This window comes from Bacteroidetes bacterium SB0662_bin_6 (assembly GCA_009839485.1).
Taxonomy (GTDB): Bacteria; Bacteroidota; Rhodothermia; order Rhodothermales; family VXPQ01; genus VXPQ01.
This window is the reverse complement of sequence record VXPQ01000003.1, coordinates 1-16734: the sequence shown is the minus strand read 5'-3', so window position 1 is coordinate 16734 and position 16734 is coordinate 1. Positions and strand designations below refer to the sequence as shown.

The 16734-nt window shown below is 56.1% G+C and carries 12 protein-coding genes; 9 read left to right on the top strand and 3 right to left on the bottom strand.

The genetic code is table 11. The features are described from left to right. Positions 1-219: 219 nt before the first annotated feature. From F4Y00_00700 to F4Y00_00680, 5 genes are all read left to right on the top strand, one after another. The gene (locus F4Y00_00700) at positions 220-1581 is read left to right on the top strand and encodes a hypothetical protein (protein ID MYE03485.1); all 1362 of its coding nucleotides are present in this window, start codon (positions 220-222) and stop codon (positions 1579-1581) included. A gap of 11 nt (positions 1582-1592) precedes the next feature. Beyond that, positions 1593-2366, top strand: coding sequence for a hypothetical protein (locus F4Y00_00695; protein ID MYE03484.1), 774 nt, complete (start codon positions 1593-1595; stop codon positions 2364-2366). Between the two features lie 57 nt (positions 2367-2423). Then, a complete protein-coding gene (locus F4Y00_00690; GenBank protein ID MYE03483.1) occupies positions 2424-4292 on the top strand; it encodes a DUF262 domain-containing protein in 1869 nt (622 codons plus the stop codon). Between the two features lie 122 nt (positions 4293-4414). After that, positions 4415-4876, top strand: a complete 462-nt coding sequence (locus tag F4Y00_00685) for a hypothetical protein (GenBank protein ID MYE03482.1) — start codon at positions 4415-4417, stop codon at positions 4874-4876. Between the two features lie 107 nt (positions 4877-4983). After that, complete coding sequence (locus tag F4Y00_00680; GenBank protein ID MYE03481.1) at positions 4984-5367, top strand: hypothetical protein; 384 nt, start codon at positions 4984-4986, stop codon at positions 5365-5367. Positions 5368-6004: 637 nt separating this feature from the next. Here the strand turns inward: F4Y00_00680 and F4Y00_00675 are convergent. From F4Y00_00675 to F4Y00_00665, 3 genes are all read right to left on the bottom strand, one after another. Further along, the gene (locus F4Y00_00675) at positions 6005-7321 is read right to left on the bottom strand and encodes a hypothetical protein (GenBank protein ID MYE03480.1); all 1317 of its coding nucleotides are present in this window, start codon (positions 7319-7321) and stop codon (positions 6005-6007) included. Positions 7322-7368: 47 nt separating this feature from the next. Next, positions 7369-9720: a 30S ribosomal protein S1 gene (locus F4Y00_00670; protein ID MYE03479.1), complete on the bottom strand. Its 2352-nt coding sequence runs from the start codon at positions 9718-9720 to the stop codon at positions 7369-7371. Positions 9721-10291: 571 nt separating this feature from the next. Continuing rightward, positions 10292-11005 (bottom strand): (d)CMP kinase, encoded by a 714-nt coding sequence (locus tag F4Y00_00665; protein MYE03478.1) that lies wholly within the window; start codon positions 11003-11005, stop codon positions 10292-10294. 68 nt (positions 11006-11073) lie between these two features. Here F4Y00_00665 and F4Y00_00660 point away from each other — a divergent pair, with 68 nt between their 5' ends. From F4Y00_00660 to F4Y00_00645, 4 genes are all read left to right on the top strand, one after another. Then, complete coding sequence (locus F4Y00_00660) at positions 11074-11664, top strand: RNA methyltransferase (protein MYE03477.1); 591 nt, start codon at positions 11074-11076, stop codon at positions 11662-11664. Next, positions 11600-15043 carry a methylmalonyl-CoA mutase gene (scpA, locus tag F4Y00_00655; GenBank protein ID MYE03476.1) on the top strand — a complete coding sequence of 1148 codons (3444 nt, stop codon included), beginning with the start codon at positions 11600-11602 and terminating at the stop codon, positions 15041-15043. Before F4Y00_00660 ends, scpA begins: the two co-directional genes overlap by 65 nt. Next, on the top strand, positions 15040-16047 hold the full coding sequence (gene meaB / locus F4Y00_00650; protein ID MYE03475.1) for a methylmalonyl Co-A mutase-associated GTPase MeaB: 1008 nt from the start codon (positions 15040-15042) through the stop codon (positions 16045-16047). The genes scpA and meaB overlap by 4 nt, the downstream gene beginning before the upstream one ends. A gap of 275 nt (positions 16048-16322) precedes the next feature. Beyond that, on the top strand, positions 16323-16734 hold a 412-nt coding region (locus tag F4Y00_00645; protein MYE03474.1), incomplete at its 3' end, for a hypothetical protein.

Below are 16734 nucleotides of genomic sequence, written 5' to 3'. Positions count from 1 at the left end.
TGAATTCGCAGGGGGAGCAGCGGATAAAAGGCGGTGGGGCACCGCTTTTTCTTTGGAGGCTCGCGGAGCCACCTACTTTAGTATATAAGCCCCCAAAAGGGATCATTGGAGTCAGGCAAATCCACACTATAAAAACACTGATTAACTCTAAATAAACATGGAATCCACACGATACGCTGCATAATTTAGTATCCACGTTTCCACCAATATCGATGTAGTATGACAGCACCCACCAATTCACGTGAGACAGACGAGAAGCAACCTGGGGTTACTCGGACTTCACCTGGCCACACCGTTTTTCTCATTCCAGATGTCGAACAAATCGTTAAGAACGCCGATGGTCATTGGAAACCGGCACACACGAAACTACTGATCGCTACACGGAAACTGTGCGAAAACCGTGTCAACGATGCACTTCAAACCATCAGGTCAGAACTGAGCAAGCCGCTGAACGGCTGGCAATTCAAGCGCACGAAGTCACCCGCTCAGTTGACTGTTGAGGCAAGGAATGAACTGAAGTCCTTGCAACTTCGGCATGTAAAACATGAGCAGGAGGAGGTGAAGTTGCCCGGTGTAAACGAGGTTGATCTGCCCAAATGGGAGAAGTGGCTTGGGATGATCGCCTTGCTGGCACTGTTCATCGTTTTGGAGGCCGCTGCCAATATGACACTCTTGTCCTCCGCATTGAGCACCGGTCTTGTGGGTGCTTTTATTACGGCGCTGCTCGTATCTGCGATCAATGTTGGTGCTCTTGGTGCTGGTAGCGGTCTTCTTGTATCCGCATTGAATCGTCACTCGAAGACGAAAACGCCTGTTTACATTGCGTGTGGAGCGGCATTCGTAATCGTGCTGGCCTTGAATCTGATTGTAGGGCGCCACCGTGAAGGCTTTACGAGGCTGATAGAGGCACGTGATCAGGCAGGGCAATCCGTGGGTGATGTCACAATAGCATCGGCACGCGAGTTGGCCGCCAGTGTGTCATTGAATCCTGCTGCATGGGAACTCGAATCCTTCCTCTTTTTCGCCCTTGGTCTTGCGCTTTGTGCCGTAGGATTCTACAAGGGGTACACCTTTGTGCGTGCAGGGGTAAAGCGAGAGAAAGCCAAGGCGATTCTGGATAAGGAACTGGCCGACATCAAGACGCAATACTTAACGCTTCCGGACCGCTATCGGGACAAATTGCACGATCTCCGATCCGAGGTTGCCGGATGGGTGGAGGGACTGGACCAGAAACGGCTCCAGGCTGAGGACGTCTTCGAGGACATTAAGAAGCGGTGGGAGAACGGTGGGCATCTTGGGTTTGTTGAGGCAGAATTCGTCATAGCGTACAACTTCCACAATACCGAAGAAATCGACCATGACATGCTGAATAGCCATAGAGATGGGATAAGCGTTGATCTCTCGTTTCCGGCGGGTGGGGCTGACCTGCGTGTCCTTGAAGAGGCGCAATCCATAGTTTCGTCCTGGCGTGAATCACAAAGAGACGAGTTCTTCGATCAGGTGCACGAGGAGTTGCTGAACATTGAGGGTACTTGGAAGAACTACCAGAGCGTTGTATTGGGCCGGGTAGAGGCAGCGTAATGAATTACGGAATGCTCAAAAACGCCGCATGGATCTCGCTTCTTATTGTCCTTATTCTGGGAGTTTTCGGTGCAATGCGCTGGTTGAATTACAATGAGAAACTCAAGGTGCGTGCAGTAGACGGCTATTGTCCTACTGGCACAAAGTCACAGATTCGTGAAGGCATAGAATCACCCGGTCACACAATAATCCTGATCGACACGTCGAACCAGATCACGGAAGAGGACGGGAAGCTGGCATTCGAAAAGATCGACGCACTGATCCGGGATACGTTGAGAACGCCTTTCCTGCAAAAGATCTCTGTTTATGGTCTTCCCGAGTCTGAATCGGCAAAGCCCGTTAGGTCCGGGCGTGCATGGTGTGTGCCCAAGCAGGGCGAAATGGCCGACAGGTTGTATGAAAACCCCCGGATCGTTGCACTCGATTTCCGGGATTTCATCAATGGACTTCAAGGGGAGTTCGAATTACTCAGGAACCGAGAGGAAGCCGATGTTTCGCCGATCGCAGAAACAATGGCCTATCTGGTGGAGCGGAACGACGATCTCGATTCCTTCATAATCGTGTCGGACATGTTGCAGCACACGTCCATGTGGAATGCCTATAATGGTGGCGACCTGCCAGCGGATGCGGCGGCGGGTGTTTGCCAAGGGATAACACAGTCCGGCGTCTTAAAAGCGGTATACGTTTACCACATTGATCGTCAGATTCCCGCCCAGGGTATCAACTGGCCAGCCGCCGGATGGCAGCAGTGCCTAACTGGCATCAGGGCAGAGGAGCTAAACTGATTTACAGCGCATTTTCGTTACTGTACTACAACACACGAAGAAAGGCCCGAAGTCAACATGGCAACGTTTGATAGTACCAAGGAGTCGCTAAGCGATCTCCTACGTGAGATTAAGAAAGGCAAAATCCAATTACCCGACTTCCAGCGCGGCTGGATATGGGATGATGATCATATCCGCGATCTCCTTGTCAGCATTGCTCAATCGTTCCCGATCGGTGCGGTCATGCTTCTGGAAGCTGGTGGAGAGATTCGGTTTGAAACCCGACCCGTCGAGGGGCTGGAGAACGAGGTGTCCAAGAGTCAGCAACCTGAGCAGTTGATTCTTGATGGGCAGCAGCGTCTCACGACCCTGACCCAAGCCATTTCGCTCGACGGACCCGTTCGCACAAGGACTGCGAAGGGAAAGGAGATTAAGCGCTACTACTACTTCAACATCAGAAGAGCAATAGACTCCCCTCAAGCATTGGAAGAAGCCGTTTTTGCGGTAGATGAGAACCGGCAGTTACGTACGAACTTTGGCCGCGACGTGGAACTGGATTTGTCGACGACGGAACTGGAATGTCATCAACTCTACTTCCCGTGCAGCCAAATCATGGAATCGGACGACTGGGAGGATATGCTGCTCCAGTGTTCTCGAGATAAGTTTACTGTTTACACTAAGTTTCGCAAACAAGTGCTCAAGCCTTTCCGGACCTACCAGCTACCCGTCATTCAGTTGAAGAAAGAGACTACGAAGGAAGCAGTGTGTCTGGTTTTCGAGAAGGTGAACACCGGTGGGGTGTCGCTGACCGTTTTTGAACTGGTAACAGCAAGCTACGCTGCGGACGGATACAATCTGCGAGACGACTGGTTCGGGTCACGGCGGCGAAAAATCGAGTCGCGCAGGGAACGATTGGAGGAGGACAGGCTCCTCAAAGGGATTGAGGCAACCGAGTTTCTTCAAGGAATCACTCTACTACATACGCACGAACTCAGAAAGGCAGACGTGGTAGACGGCAAAACCGGGAAGCAGGTACGACCGGTGAGCGCAAAGCGAGCCGATATCCTGAGGTTGCCACTCGAAGCTTGGCACCAATGGGCCAACGATTTAGAGGATGGATTTCGCAACGTCGCCCGGTTCTTGCGGCAGGAGTGCTTCTATCACCGGCGTGAATTGCCGTATAGCACGCAGCTTGTACCACTCGCGGCGGTGCTCACACGTCTGGGGGATAGATGGCGCGAACCCCTCATCTACGACAAGTTAGCCCGCTGGTTCTGGTCTGGAGTACTGGGAGAACTCTACGGTGGCGCCGTTGAGACCCGCGTGGCCAATGACTATGAGGAACTGCTTGGCTGGTTCGAGGACGACGCTGCCGTCCCCCGGACAGTCCGTGATGCAAACTTCCAGCCGGAGCGTTTCGACACACTTCGGTCACGTCTGAGTGCGGCTTATAAGGGCATCAATATTCTAGTGTTGCGAGAGGGTGCCAAGGACTGGTTTTGGAAGGCTGGCATTCAGGAACTGGATGCTGACGAGGTCACATTGGATATCCACCATATTTTTCCACGTAACTGGTGCAGGAAGGAAGGTATTGACCAGGGTCGCTATGACAGCATCCTTAACAAGACACAGATCTCCTACAAGGCCAATCGTAAGATCGGCGGCGATGCGCCTTCCAAGTACCTGCCAAGGATCCAGGCGGAGAAGCATGTACAGTTAGACAACACCGCCATGGATCAGTTGCTCGATAGCCATGCTCTCTCACCAGAGTTGCTGCGGAAAGATGCGTTTGACGAATTTCTCGAGGATCGCCGGCATCGATTGAGCCGATTGGTCGAAAGGGCGATGGGCAAGCCAGTCGTGTATCTCACAGGCTTGGCCGAAAAAACGGATGAACCAGAGGCGGTCGTTGAGAGCGCTAACTTAGAACTCAAAGGCGCGGGGTAATGCCTTTAGCATGTCCAACGTGCTTGTGCGGCAGGCCGCCGAAGAAAGAGCGGAGAAACTCCGGTATGATCCGAGAGGGCCTCGAATTGGACATAACTGACACTAATCGGGAGACGAAACACATGCAAGACCAACAGCATCCGATAGCCGAAGCAAGGGCACGCTGCTTTGATACGAGGCAGGCCATAATGGCTCTGTACGCCAATTACTTCCGCAACCTTAAACAAGTGGGAGAATCATATGACCACGATGAGCTGGAAGCAAAGGCGGACAACGCTAATATGGACTCACAGAACCACTTGCAAGAAGCGCTTCGGATACGAACAAACCCGGTGCTTTACAACCGTCCTATGGGCGACAGAAATGCCGAACAAGAACGGGATGCAGCACTTTCCAGAATAGAGGAAATAGACCAACAAATCGACTGGGTTAGGGAAAAACTCTACGATGCAGAGAGCAAAATGGATCAATCACTCGCCGGAACATATCACGCAGACAACATAGAGATTCTCAAAGAGATCGAGCGACAATACAAAAAACTCCAGCGTAGAGAGCAGGCCCTCGCGGAACTGTTTTCCGGGTGACTATATAGGCCGAGAGCATGCCGCAGAGAGGCGGAGCGAATCAGGAATACACACCTTGATCCGAGAGGGCCTCGGATTGGGGGTAACTAACCCAATGAGGAAAAACAATGGAAATGGCCTACAAAGCATCGACCAAGTATGGGGATTATGCTGGCACAGCAGCCGCCGACAGAGCAGATGATGCCGGGAATTTGCTCAAGGCATTAGAAGGTGTAAAGAGGGACGATGAAAAAATTGTGGGATTCAGCCTGAGCTTTGGTGAGATTTTTCCCAGTATGCCTATGTCACACTTCGTTTACGTCTATCTGTACAGTGGTAAAACGCCATACATAGAAGTCGCCGATCCTGTCCCGTTGAGAGTTGTTCGGCTTGATATAACCCTCGAAGATTTCTTTAGGAATTTCAAGCGCTTTGAGGTAGTCCTATCCGGTTTCGGCATCATGGATGGAAGGACCTACGATCAGACGAGCACACCAAGAGAGGCCGGATAGCTGATCTCTGCAATCAAACAAGCCCATGCACAACTATAACTATGACCAGTCATGTCCCCAAAGTATAATCGCCGAACAATCCGCCCCATTTCTCCAGATTTCCCAAACGTTGGCACATACGCAGAGATTCAGTACGTGCTCATTGATGGGGAGCGCTGGTATCGCCATCCTTCACACTGGAGTAAATTGCGAAACGAAATGCTAAGACGCTGCATGAAGGAGTGCAAAGGCAACTTTGAGCGCCTTCGGCAAGCATGTCAAGGATCGGTGAGAATTGCACAAGGACGAAGCACAAAAGCGGGATACACCTATTTGGGGGATATCCGCATCTCTGTAGCAAGCCAAAGCGCAAATAGTGCGTGCCAGACGATAGCCACACTCGCAGAAAGCATGAAAATAGACATTGTTATAACATGCCGCTGGACAGACCGGAGATCCCCCGCCGGTTATTATGGCAAGGAAGGCTGGCTGATACTGTGTTGGTAGCATACGGCGCATAATTCACGCAATCAGGTCCTTGCACATAAGCCGTTCCCAGGGTGATTCGCAAAAAACTCTTAACCGCTCCTTTATCATTAAATAAGGGATGGCGAGCCATTTCTGCTCTTGTCAAGTTTTATCTATAATCCCCTTTTGTCTAACCTTCGGGAGTAATACTTTCAGACTCACTTTTGTCTTCCCGAATTTTCGGTGCCGGGGGCTGATAAGCACGTAGATGTTGGCCTACATTTTCGTAAAAATTGGATACCAATTGTTCTAAATCGGAAATGAAGCTTTTAGGCTGTCCAAATCGTTTAGTTAAATGCCGTATCATGGATACTTCAAATCTGACGACCTTGTATTGGTTATCTCTCACAGCAATCTTGGGATCCTCCTTCAATTTGCTTAAGGGATACTGTGTCTTAATTTTGCGGCCCGGCCAATGAAATCCAATATGAACATCTTCCTCAGAAGATTTACGTAATTGGCGCAGTAACCAGTTAAGGCGGGCAGAGTTTGTTTTCTTATCACTTGGCGCTATTAGCACCATTGACGCACTGATTGCTTTTCTTCTAATATTCGCGCTTATTTCAATTAGCGCAGCAGCGTCAGGCACTTCCAATGTAGCGATTAGCGAGTGCTCCTTAATCAGATCAGCAATGTCATCCTTTATACGGACTTCTGGATCCGAAGTATGGCGACGTGATAACTTGGTCTTAACTTTGACATTCGCTTCACGGCTTAACATCAAGTCGATGTCTTGAATTTCTTGATGCCAAGAAGATACGATGTTGTCCAGGTTGTCAGCCTTCTTTTGAAGTGGACTACCATTTGCGACCTTTTGTACGATACTTTTCCACTCGGAGGGCATCCTGTCGAACCTTTTAACCCCTGTGCTTTCATGTTCGAGAAAGCGTAGCATCTCCTCTAAGATCAAATGCTGATCTTCGTCTGCAATATCAGTATTGGAAATAAGTAAATATGCTTGAGTAACTATATACCACCACGACCAATGATATACTTGTACCTTTGTACGTTTTGTTGCTGGAGATAGGTTTACTGGATGATGATCCGGTTTTGACGTGAATTGGTTTGAGATGGTTATGACCGCATCGATATTGTTTTTTCTGGCCAAATTGACATAAGCAGAAATCTGTTCTTCTTCTAATTTATTATTACCGACTTTAGTTTCGACGAGAGCTTTCCATTCACGTTTGCCAACCCTTAGTACAATTAATCCATCAGGTCTTTCACCCTCTTGGCCAGTAAAGGTGACTTCCGTATATGTTAAAACTTTTGCATATTTACCTACGCGTTGCCCGACAGACTTCAACATCTGTTCCCCAAATTCCTGGACATAACACAGGCACGAAAGAAAAATTGAGGTGCAGCGCCCTTCTTTTGAGGTATCCTTCAATACCGGAAAGAGACGGGCTCTTTCTCCACGTTCAAGATATTGGGGTAAATCGGTCATGGTTCCGCTAACTGGTTCAGCACGTTACCTTCCCACACCAACCCCCATCACTCCTCCACACCCACCTCCACCTCTTCCTTCTTCTTCGCCGCCGCAGTCTTCTTCCCAGCCGTTGAGGCCTTGGCAGCCGGCTTGGCCGCTGACTCGTTCGTGGCCTTCTTCGCTGCCGCAGCCTTTGTGGTCTTGGCCGCCGTGGTTTTCTTCGCCGCAGGGGCTTTGGCCGCGGTCTCCTTCTTCGCAGTCGAAGCCTTAGCCGTTGTAGCCTTCTTCGCGGCAGGGGCCTTGGCGGTCGTCTCCTTCGTGGCCGAAGCTTTCGTCGTCTTGGCAGTCGTTGCTTTCTTTGCCGTGGACGCCTTCGCCGTCGTGGTCTTCTTGGCCGCGGGAGCCTTCTTTGCCGGCGCTTTCTTTGGCGCGGCCGCCTCTTTCTTCGGAGTTTCCTGCTCCGCCTCCTCGATCTGCGCCTTCAGATCCGCCAGTCCGGAAATATCTCCGAGCGTGGTCCGGCCCGCCGCGCCCGCTGACTTCTGGTATTTCTTGACTTCCCGCGATTCCCGCTTCCTGGTCTCCCGGCGCGCACGATCCTCCTGGGTCTTCTCCGAGCGCTCGGCGGCGCGTTCTTTCGCCACTTCGCTAAGCACGATCTCCTTCTGATTCGGGTCGAACTTGATGACCCGAAGCTCCAATTCCTGCCCTTCCGGATAGAAGTCCTGGAAGTTGTGCGGTCCGTTCCGGAGTTCGCTCGCGGGCACGAAGGCCTCGACGGAAAGGGGGAGTTCGATCACGAGGCCGCCCTCATTGGCGCGCACCACGGTCGCTTCCGTATCGGTTCCTTCGGCGTACGCCTGGGCGAACTGATTCCACGGATTCGTTTCCACCTGCTTGTGGCCCAGCGAAATGCGCCGCGAAGCCTCGTCGATGTTCAGGATAACGACATCGAGCGGCTGCCCCTTCCGGACCATTTCGTTCGGGTGGCGCACCTTCTTCGTCCAGGACAGGTCGGAGATGTGCACCAGCCCGTCGATGCCCGGCTCGATTCCCACGAACACCCCGAAATTGGTGATGTTGCGCACCTTGCCCGACATGACCGTGCCTGGAGGATAGCGTTCCGAAATACCATCCCACGGATCCGGATCGAGCTGCTTCATGCCCAGGGAAATCTTTTTCCCCTGCTTGTCGATCTTGAGAATCCGGACCCGCACCAGTTGACCCAGCGAGACCACCTGGCTCGGGTGGCGGATGTGCTCCGTCCAGCTCATCTCGGAGATGTGTACAAGCCCTTCGATGCCTTTCTCCAGTTCCACGAAGGCGCCGTAATCCGTAATGGAAACGACCTTGCCCTCGACGGAATTGCTTTCGACATACTTCTCGTCGATGCTTTCCCACGGATGCGGCTGGAGTTGCTTCAGGCCCAGCGAAATACGCTGGCGGTCCTTGTCGTAGTCCAGCACGACCACCGTGAGTTTCTGGTCGAGTTCCACCAGTTCGGAGGGGTGGGAGACACGGCCCCAGGAGAGATCCGTAATGTGGAGCAGTCCGTCCACGCCCCCCAGATCGACGAAAATGCCGAAATCGGTGATGTTCTTGGCCGTGCCCTCGAGAATCTGCCCCGGCTCCATCGTCGCAAGAATCTTCTCGCGCTGCGCCCCGAGCTCCTTTTCTATAAGGGCCTTGTGCGAAATGACGATGTTGTCGTTGGCCGGATTCAGCTTGACGATCTTGAACTCCATGCGCTTTTCGAGATAGGTATCGAAATCGCGCACCGGACGCACATCTATCTGAGAACCGGGGAGGAAGGCTTCCATGCCGCCGATATCGAGGTCGACGATCATGCCGCCCTTGATGCGGCGCACGATGGTGCCTTCGACGATGGTGCCTTTATCATGGGCTTCCTCGATGAGCTGCCAGCGGCGGAGCTGGTCGGCTTTCACCTTGGACAGCACGAGCTGGCCGTGGTAATCCTCGAGACGCTCGACCAGCACCTCCACTTCGTCGCCGGATGCGAGCGTGGTGTCGAATTCATTCAGAGATATAATGCCGTCACTCTTGAATCCTATATCTATGACTACGTCTTTTTCTCCGACGCTTACCACGCGTCCATGCACGATTTCCTGCTCGTGGACGGTCGTAAACGACGCGTTGACCATCTTCTCGAGTTCTGCGTAGGTCTCTGACGCTACTTGCTCTTCCTCGCCGCCTTCTTCTATTTCCTCGAGGGTCAGGACCGGGCCGATAATCTCTCCCGTATATCCGATCGGCGTCGGAGGGTCGGTATCTTCTGCCTCTTCCGTCTCTTTCTCCTCGGAAACCGGGGCAGGGGGGGCGTCCTCCTCTTTGGCGTCTTCTGCGGCTGCCTCTGCCTGCTCTTCTTCTGAGGCTGCTTCCGCTTGCGCTTCTTCCACGGCTGCCGGTTCTTCCTCTTTTGCTTCCGCCTTTGCTTCGGCTTCGACCTTTGCCTCTACTTTGGCCTTTTCTTTGGCTTCGGCCTTTTTCTCCACTTTCGCCTTTGCTTCGGCTGCGGCGTCTTCAGGCGGGGCTTCTTTCTCTTTTTCGGCGACAGCGGCAGTCTCCGAACTGCTCTCGCTGTTTTCGGCCGCCGTATCCACCGTATCTTCCGCCTTTGTCTTTGCAGGCTCTGCGGGAGCCTCGGCGGTCACGGCATCGTTGCCTGATTCAATGTCTTTGCTTTGAGTTGCCTGATCTTTTTGATCTTTTGAAGTTGCTTGCTGCTTTTCAGCCATAGGGTTGGTTTATCAGAGAAACGGGCGGAAACCTCGAGGGATTCTTTTGGCTTCGGTGGTCCGTATCCCTGGTTGTAAAGCGTCGTCCGACAACCCTTCCCGTGTCGTATCGACCCTTTATTTTTATTTAAGTTTTTATTTAATAATCGCCAGGGAAAGGGTTGTACGCCAAGCAGATACGTGTTGTAACAACACTGCATTGGCTACATGGCGATCATTTTATGCGGCCAACTTATACAGAAGTACGATTTCTGCGTTCCCTGACGGCCTGAACTTCCTGGATTACCATTTCCACCTGTTCACGGACATCTATATCCGAAGTGTCTATTTCAATGGTGCCTTCCGCCTTGCGCAGGGGAGATAGTTGGCGGGATATATCCCGCTCGTCCCGCGCCCGGATATCGAACAGCACATCCTCGAAGGATACGTTGGAGTCGTCTTTTTCCTGTTCCTGCAATTCTTCATACCGGCGCTGCGCACGCAATTCCACGCTGGCCTTCATGAACACTTTCACGTCCGCATCAGGAAACACGATCGTGCCGATGTCGCGGCCCTCGAAGACCACGCCGCCTCTTTCTTTTTGCTGAATGCGGGCGAGGTCCCGTTGCTCCTCGACCATTCGCTCTCGCACTTCCGGGATCACGGCCACCCGGCTGGCCACCTCCGTGACCAAGCGGGTGCGGATTTCGCCCGTCACATCCTGCCCGTCCAGAAGAATCTGCATGCCGTCCCGCCCGAAACGCATCTCCAGGCGCATACTTGCGAGCAGTTCGCGGATTTCCTCGGTAGATGCCCGGTCAGGGGGCATCTTGTTGAGGATAAAGGCGAGCGCGACCGTACGGTACATGGCCCCGGTGTCCACATATACATAGCCGAGTCGTTCGGCAACAGCGCGGGCCGTGGTGGATTTTCCCGACCCGGCCGGTCCATCTATGGCAATAATCACGTACTTTTCTATGCGTGCTACGCTATCCGTGCTACGTGCGCGTCCGATACGGCGCAGACAGATTATCCATGCGCAAACTCAGACACGAGGAAATACCGCGTCCGGATCCGAAAACGGCGCATTCGCTCTCCGGGCATCCCGTTTCCGTGCTCCTCGACAATGTACGATCTATCTACAATGTCGGGGCGATGTTCCGTACTTCGGACGCCGCGCTCATCGAAAAGCTGTATTTGACGGGCATTACCGGAACCCCCGAAAACCGCGGCCTGCACAAAACAGCCCTCGGGGCCCAGGACACGGTCCGGTGGGAATACTGCCGGGATCCTCTTCCCGTCGTGCAGGCGCTCAAACGCGACGGCTATACGATCGGGGTGCTCGAAATAACGGACTGCCCCACGCCTACGACGGATATCGAGGAATCGTCCTTTCCGCTTTGCCTCATCGTAGGCAACGAATTGCACGGCGTGCGCGAAGAACTCGTCGCCGAAGCGGATGTGGCCTTCGAAATCCCGCAATTCGGGGCGAAACAGTCGCTGAACGTGGCCGTAGCCTACGGTATCGCCATATTCGATATAGTGCGCAGCTACCGCCGGTATGCCGGTCTCGGCGGGCATCCGCTGCCCTCTGCGGCAGGCTTTGAGGGAATGCGGCATGGATAAGAACAGCTCAAAAGCCTCCGGGGACAGGCTCTTCGGCGCCTTTCCTCCCGTTTCGGGCGAAACCTGGGAAACGCTTGCCCGGAAAGCGCTGAAGACAAAAGATTCCGAAGAGATTCCTCTCTGGGAAGCCTGCAAGGGAGTGGGTGTGCGGCCCTGGCTCCGCGCGGAGGACCTGGCCGGGATCCCGCACCTTGCTTCCGGGAGCGGCCCGTCCGACAGCGAAGGCGCCGCGACCATTTCTTCTTCCTGGCAGATAGGCCAGCATATTCCTCTCGGAAACCCGGTCGAAGCCCGGCGGCGGATGGAGGAGGCCGTGAAGGGCGGGGTGGAGCGGCTTGGACTGGAGGTATCGGGCCCGGAAGGCGTTTCCGTGGTGGAGCAGGCCGGAGGCGTCGGCGCCCTGATCGGCGGCCTCGATATCGAAACCACTTCGGTCCACATCGAGGCCGGCGCGGAAAGTCTTTCCCTGTTCGAGGACCTGCTGGCCCATGCCCGCCAAAACAATCTTTCGGCGGCTCCTCTTTCGGCGGCCTTCGACCCGTTCGGTGTGCAGACCCGCACAGGACATTTCCCGAAGGGCTGGCTGGATGACGTCGCCCGCATCATGGACGAACTGGCCGGCGATCCGTCGTCCCGAAACGACCAGGGTGCCGTTTCTCACAGGTTCCTGTGTGCGGGCGCCGGGCCGTATCAGGAGGCCGGCCTCGTCGGGGAAACCGCCCGGCTTCTCGGCGCCATCGCCGGGTATCTTGCGCATCTTGCCGACCGGGGGCACGCTCCGGACCGCATACTCGGGCATTTGTATGTCTCGGTGCCGGTCGGCTCGTCTTTTATCCCGGAAATAGCCCGGCTGCGCGCCTTGCGGCTGCTAATCCCGCAAGTGGCGCAGGCCTTCGATCCTGCATGGAATGAGGCCGTCGAAATCCATGCCGCCGTAGCCGTCCGCAATCCTTCGGCGGACGATCCCCACGCCAATCTGCTGCATGCCGCCACGCAGGCGGTCAGCGCGGTGGTGGGGGGCTGCGACGTACTGACGGTACATCCCTTCGACGCGGCGGGCGGCGAACCGTCGGACGGTGCGCTGCGCCTGGCCCGGAATCTCCAGCATATCCTTCGCCACGAGGCCTGTCTGGACCGGGTCAATGACCCGGCAGCCGGGAGCTACACCATAGAAGTGCTAACGGACCGGATCGCCCGCTCGGTATGGGAGGCGTTCCGGGGCATGGCCCGCTCGAAAGGGTGGGCGGAGTCGCATCCGGAGTTCGCGGCCGCATACGGTCCTCCTGTGCTCAGACCCGACCGGCGCGGCGGGCCCCGGCGCGCGACCGAAGGGATCGAGGAGCAGCCGGCGTACGGCCCGGAGGCGCTGGAGGGCCTTGAACACCTCGAATACGCGGCGGGCGCGCCCCCTTTCCTTCGCGGCCCGTACGCGACGATGTACCTTGTGCGCCCCTGGACCATCCGGCAGTATGCGGGCTTTTCGACTGCCGAGGCATCGAACGCGTTTTACCGCAACGCACTGGCCGCCGGACAAAAGGGCCTCTCCATCGCATTCGATCTGCCCACGCACCGGGGGTACGACTCCGATCACGAGCGCGTGGCGGGGGATGTCGGCAAGGCAGGGGTCGCCGTCGATACGGTCGAGGATATGAAGCGGCTCTTCGAAGGGATTCCCCTTGACGAAATATCCGTGTCGATGACCATGAACGGCGCCGTGCTGCCCGTGATGGCCTTTTACCTCGTGGCCGCCGAGGAGCAGGGCGTGGCCCCCGAGAAGCTTTCCGGCACCATTCAGAACGACATTCTGAAGGAGTTCATGGTGCGCAATACGTACATATATCCCCCCGAGCCGTCCATGCGCATCGTGGCCGACGTATTCCGGTATGCCGCGGCCCGCATGCCCCGGTTCAATTCCATTTCGGTGAGCGGCTACCATATGCAGGAGGCGGGCGCGACCGCGGACCTCGAACTGGCCTATACGCTCGCCGACGGTCTGGAATACCTTCGTACGGGGATCGAAGCCGGACTGCAGGTCGATGATTTTGCCCCCCGCATTTCTTTTTTCTGGGGGATAGGGATGCACCATTTCATGGAAATCGCTAAAATGCGGGCCGGTCGTCTGCTCTGGGCAAAGATCGTCCGGAAGTTCTCCCCGAAAAACCCGAAGTCCATGGCGCTTCGCGCGCATTGCCAGACCTCCGGCTGGAGTCTGACCGAACAGGATCCGTACAACAACGTGGCCCGGACCTGCGTGGAGGCGTTGTCTGCGGTACTGGGGCATACGCAGTCGCTGCACACGAATGCGCTTGACGAAGCCATGGCGCTGCCTACGGAGGCATCCGCCCGCATTGCGCGCAACACGCAGGTTTATCTGCAGCAGGAAACGGATATTACAGAGGCCGTCGACCCGCTGGGCGGATCGTATTATCTGGAAACCCTGACGGATCGGCTGGCGCGCCGCGCCTGGACGCTGATCGAGGAAATCGAGGAGGTCGGCGGCATGACCCGGGCGATCGAGGCGGGCATTCCCATGGCCCGCATCGAAGAAGCCTCGGCCCGCAAGCAGGCGCGCATCGATAGCGGGGAAGACGTGATCGTGGGCGTCAACCGGTTCGAGCTGCCGGAAGAAGAACTGATCGATGTGCTGGAAATAGACCATACCGCCGTACAGGAGGCGCAAATAGCGCGGCTGCGCGCCGTGCGGGCGTCCCGTGATGACGAAGCCGTGCGGCAGGCGCTCGAGGCCCTGACCGCATGCGCCCGCACCGGGGAAGGCAATCTGCTGGCATGCGCCGTGGAGGCCGCCCGGCAGCGGGCCACCCTTGGAGAAATATCCGCCGCCATGGAAAAGGAATTCGGAAGACATCGCGCCAGCCGCAGCATCGCCGGAGGGGCCTATGTTCGCGCCCGGGCATCCGGAGAAACCCCGGACGAAATTCTGCGGCTCACCGGCCTTTTCGCCGATTTGCAGGGGCGGCGGCCGCGTATTCTCGTGGCGAAAATAGGGCAGGACGGGCATGACCGGGGGGCGAAAGTGATCGCGACGGCCTTTGCGGATATGGGGTTCGATGTGGATGTCGGGCCGCTCTTCCAGACGCCCGGGGAGGTGGCGCTGCAGGCGGTCGAGAATGATGTGCATATCCTGGGCGTGTCCACGCTTGCGGGCGGACACAAGGCCTTTCTGCCCGAACTGATCGCCGCGCTGCGCGAGATGGGCCGGGAGGATATTCGCGTGGTGGTCGGGGGAGTGATTCCCCGGAAGGACTATGCATTTCTGCACAAGGCGGGCGTGTCCGAGATTTTCGGCCCCGGCACCCCCGTAACCGATGCGGCGTCCCGGATTCTTCTCGGGATGATCGAGGAGGTCGACACCCCGTGACGTTTCCCTCCGCAGAAGAACTGTTCGAAGGCATCCGGGACAGGGATCGCGTCATGCTGGCGCGGGGCATTACCCTCGTGGAAAGCACCCATGCCGATCACTGGGAGCAGGCAAAGGCCCTGCTCGACATCTGCCTGCCCCTGTCGGGAAAGGCCAGCCGCATCGGCATCACCGGAGCGCCGGGCGTAGGAAAAAGCACCTTCATCGAAGCGTTCGCAAGCCGGCTGATTTCCTCCGAAAATCGGCGTGTGGCGGTGCTTGCCTATGATCCGGCAAGCGAACGCACGGGAGGGAGTATTCTCGGGGACAAGACGCGCATGACGCGCCTATCGAACCACCCGAAAGCCTTTGTACGGCCTGCTCCGGGCAAGCGGCAGGCCGGAGGGATCGGGGGCGGAACACGCCAGAGCATCATATTGTGCGAGGCGGCCGGGTACGACACGGTTTTTGTGGAAACGGTGGGTTCCGGCCAGGCGGAAACCAGGGTTTCCGACATGGTGGATTTCCTGATGCTCCTGACCCTCCCGGGATCGGGGGACGAGTTGCAGGGGGTGAAACGCGGGGTCATGGAGGAGGCGGACATGGTAATCCTCACGAAAGAAGACGCCCATTCGCCGAAGGCCGTGCGGTTGGGAGCCCGGCACATGAAAACGGCCCTCCGGCTTTTCCCGCCTAAGGAATCCGACTGGACGCCGCCGGTGCATACCTGCTCTGCACAGGAGGAAACCGGGCTGGATATCATCCGAAAGGATCTGGCGGATTACGAGCAGCTTGTCAGAACGTCAGGGTACCTCGAGGCGCGGCGGCGCAGGCAGATCGGCTCCTGGCTGCGCGAAACGTTCGATGCGCGCCTGCTGGAGACGGTGCGGGCGGATGCAGGGGTCAGCCGTTTGCTGGAAGAGTACGAGGAGCAGGCCGCCCGGCACGAAATAGCCGTGACCGCAGCCGTGGACCTTCTGCTGAAGGCGTTTCTGGAAGGGGGAGAAGGCGCGGCCCTCCATTAGCGCCAGCGACACATACAAACAAAAACCACACGGATTAAGCCCGGATCACTATGGAATACACATAATCGGTTGCGTATATAATTAGCGGTGAGGACTCTACGAGTCCGTAACGGAGTGAGCGCAGTCAAGCCGAATCCTTCTGAGAAGCGCGAGGGTCACCCGACCTCGGGCGCGGCGTCGCCTGTTCGAACTCAAGATAGACGGGATGTTTGACAGTTGTTCGTCAGGCTACGCGCCTGCCTCGCCGCCGCAGTACGTGTAATCCGATGACGGGAATGACAAAAGGGTCCGACAAGCTTACGGGGTATATCCCCTGCTTTGGCGCCGTAGCCGGGCCCATGGCGTGCATGCTTGCCGCCTTGTTGCTGGCATGTGCATCTTCGGTGCACGCTCAGGTGGTTCGGGAAGAAGGTTTTCCGGAAAAGGGCGGGAGTGCTTCAGGGGAGTCGGTCAGGGCGCCCGTTGTGCAAGAGGAGTGCGATTCGTTTACGGTTCCTGACGAGTTCGGCGAGGGCTGCGTACCGTGGGAGAGGGAGCCGGCTCCTTTCGGATTCGGTTTTGAGGAGGAAGAAGGATTTCTTTTTCCGGAATCGGCGGGCCTGCCCGATCGGGAGAGTGGACTCGATAGCCATGCGCCCCCTCGTCTGGATTGTCCTGCGGCGGTGTTTCTGGAGGAACTGGAGACGG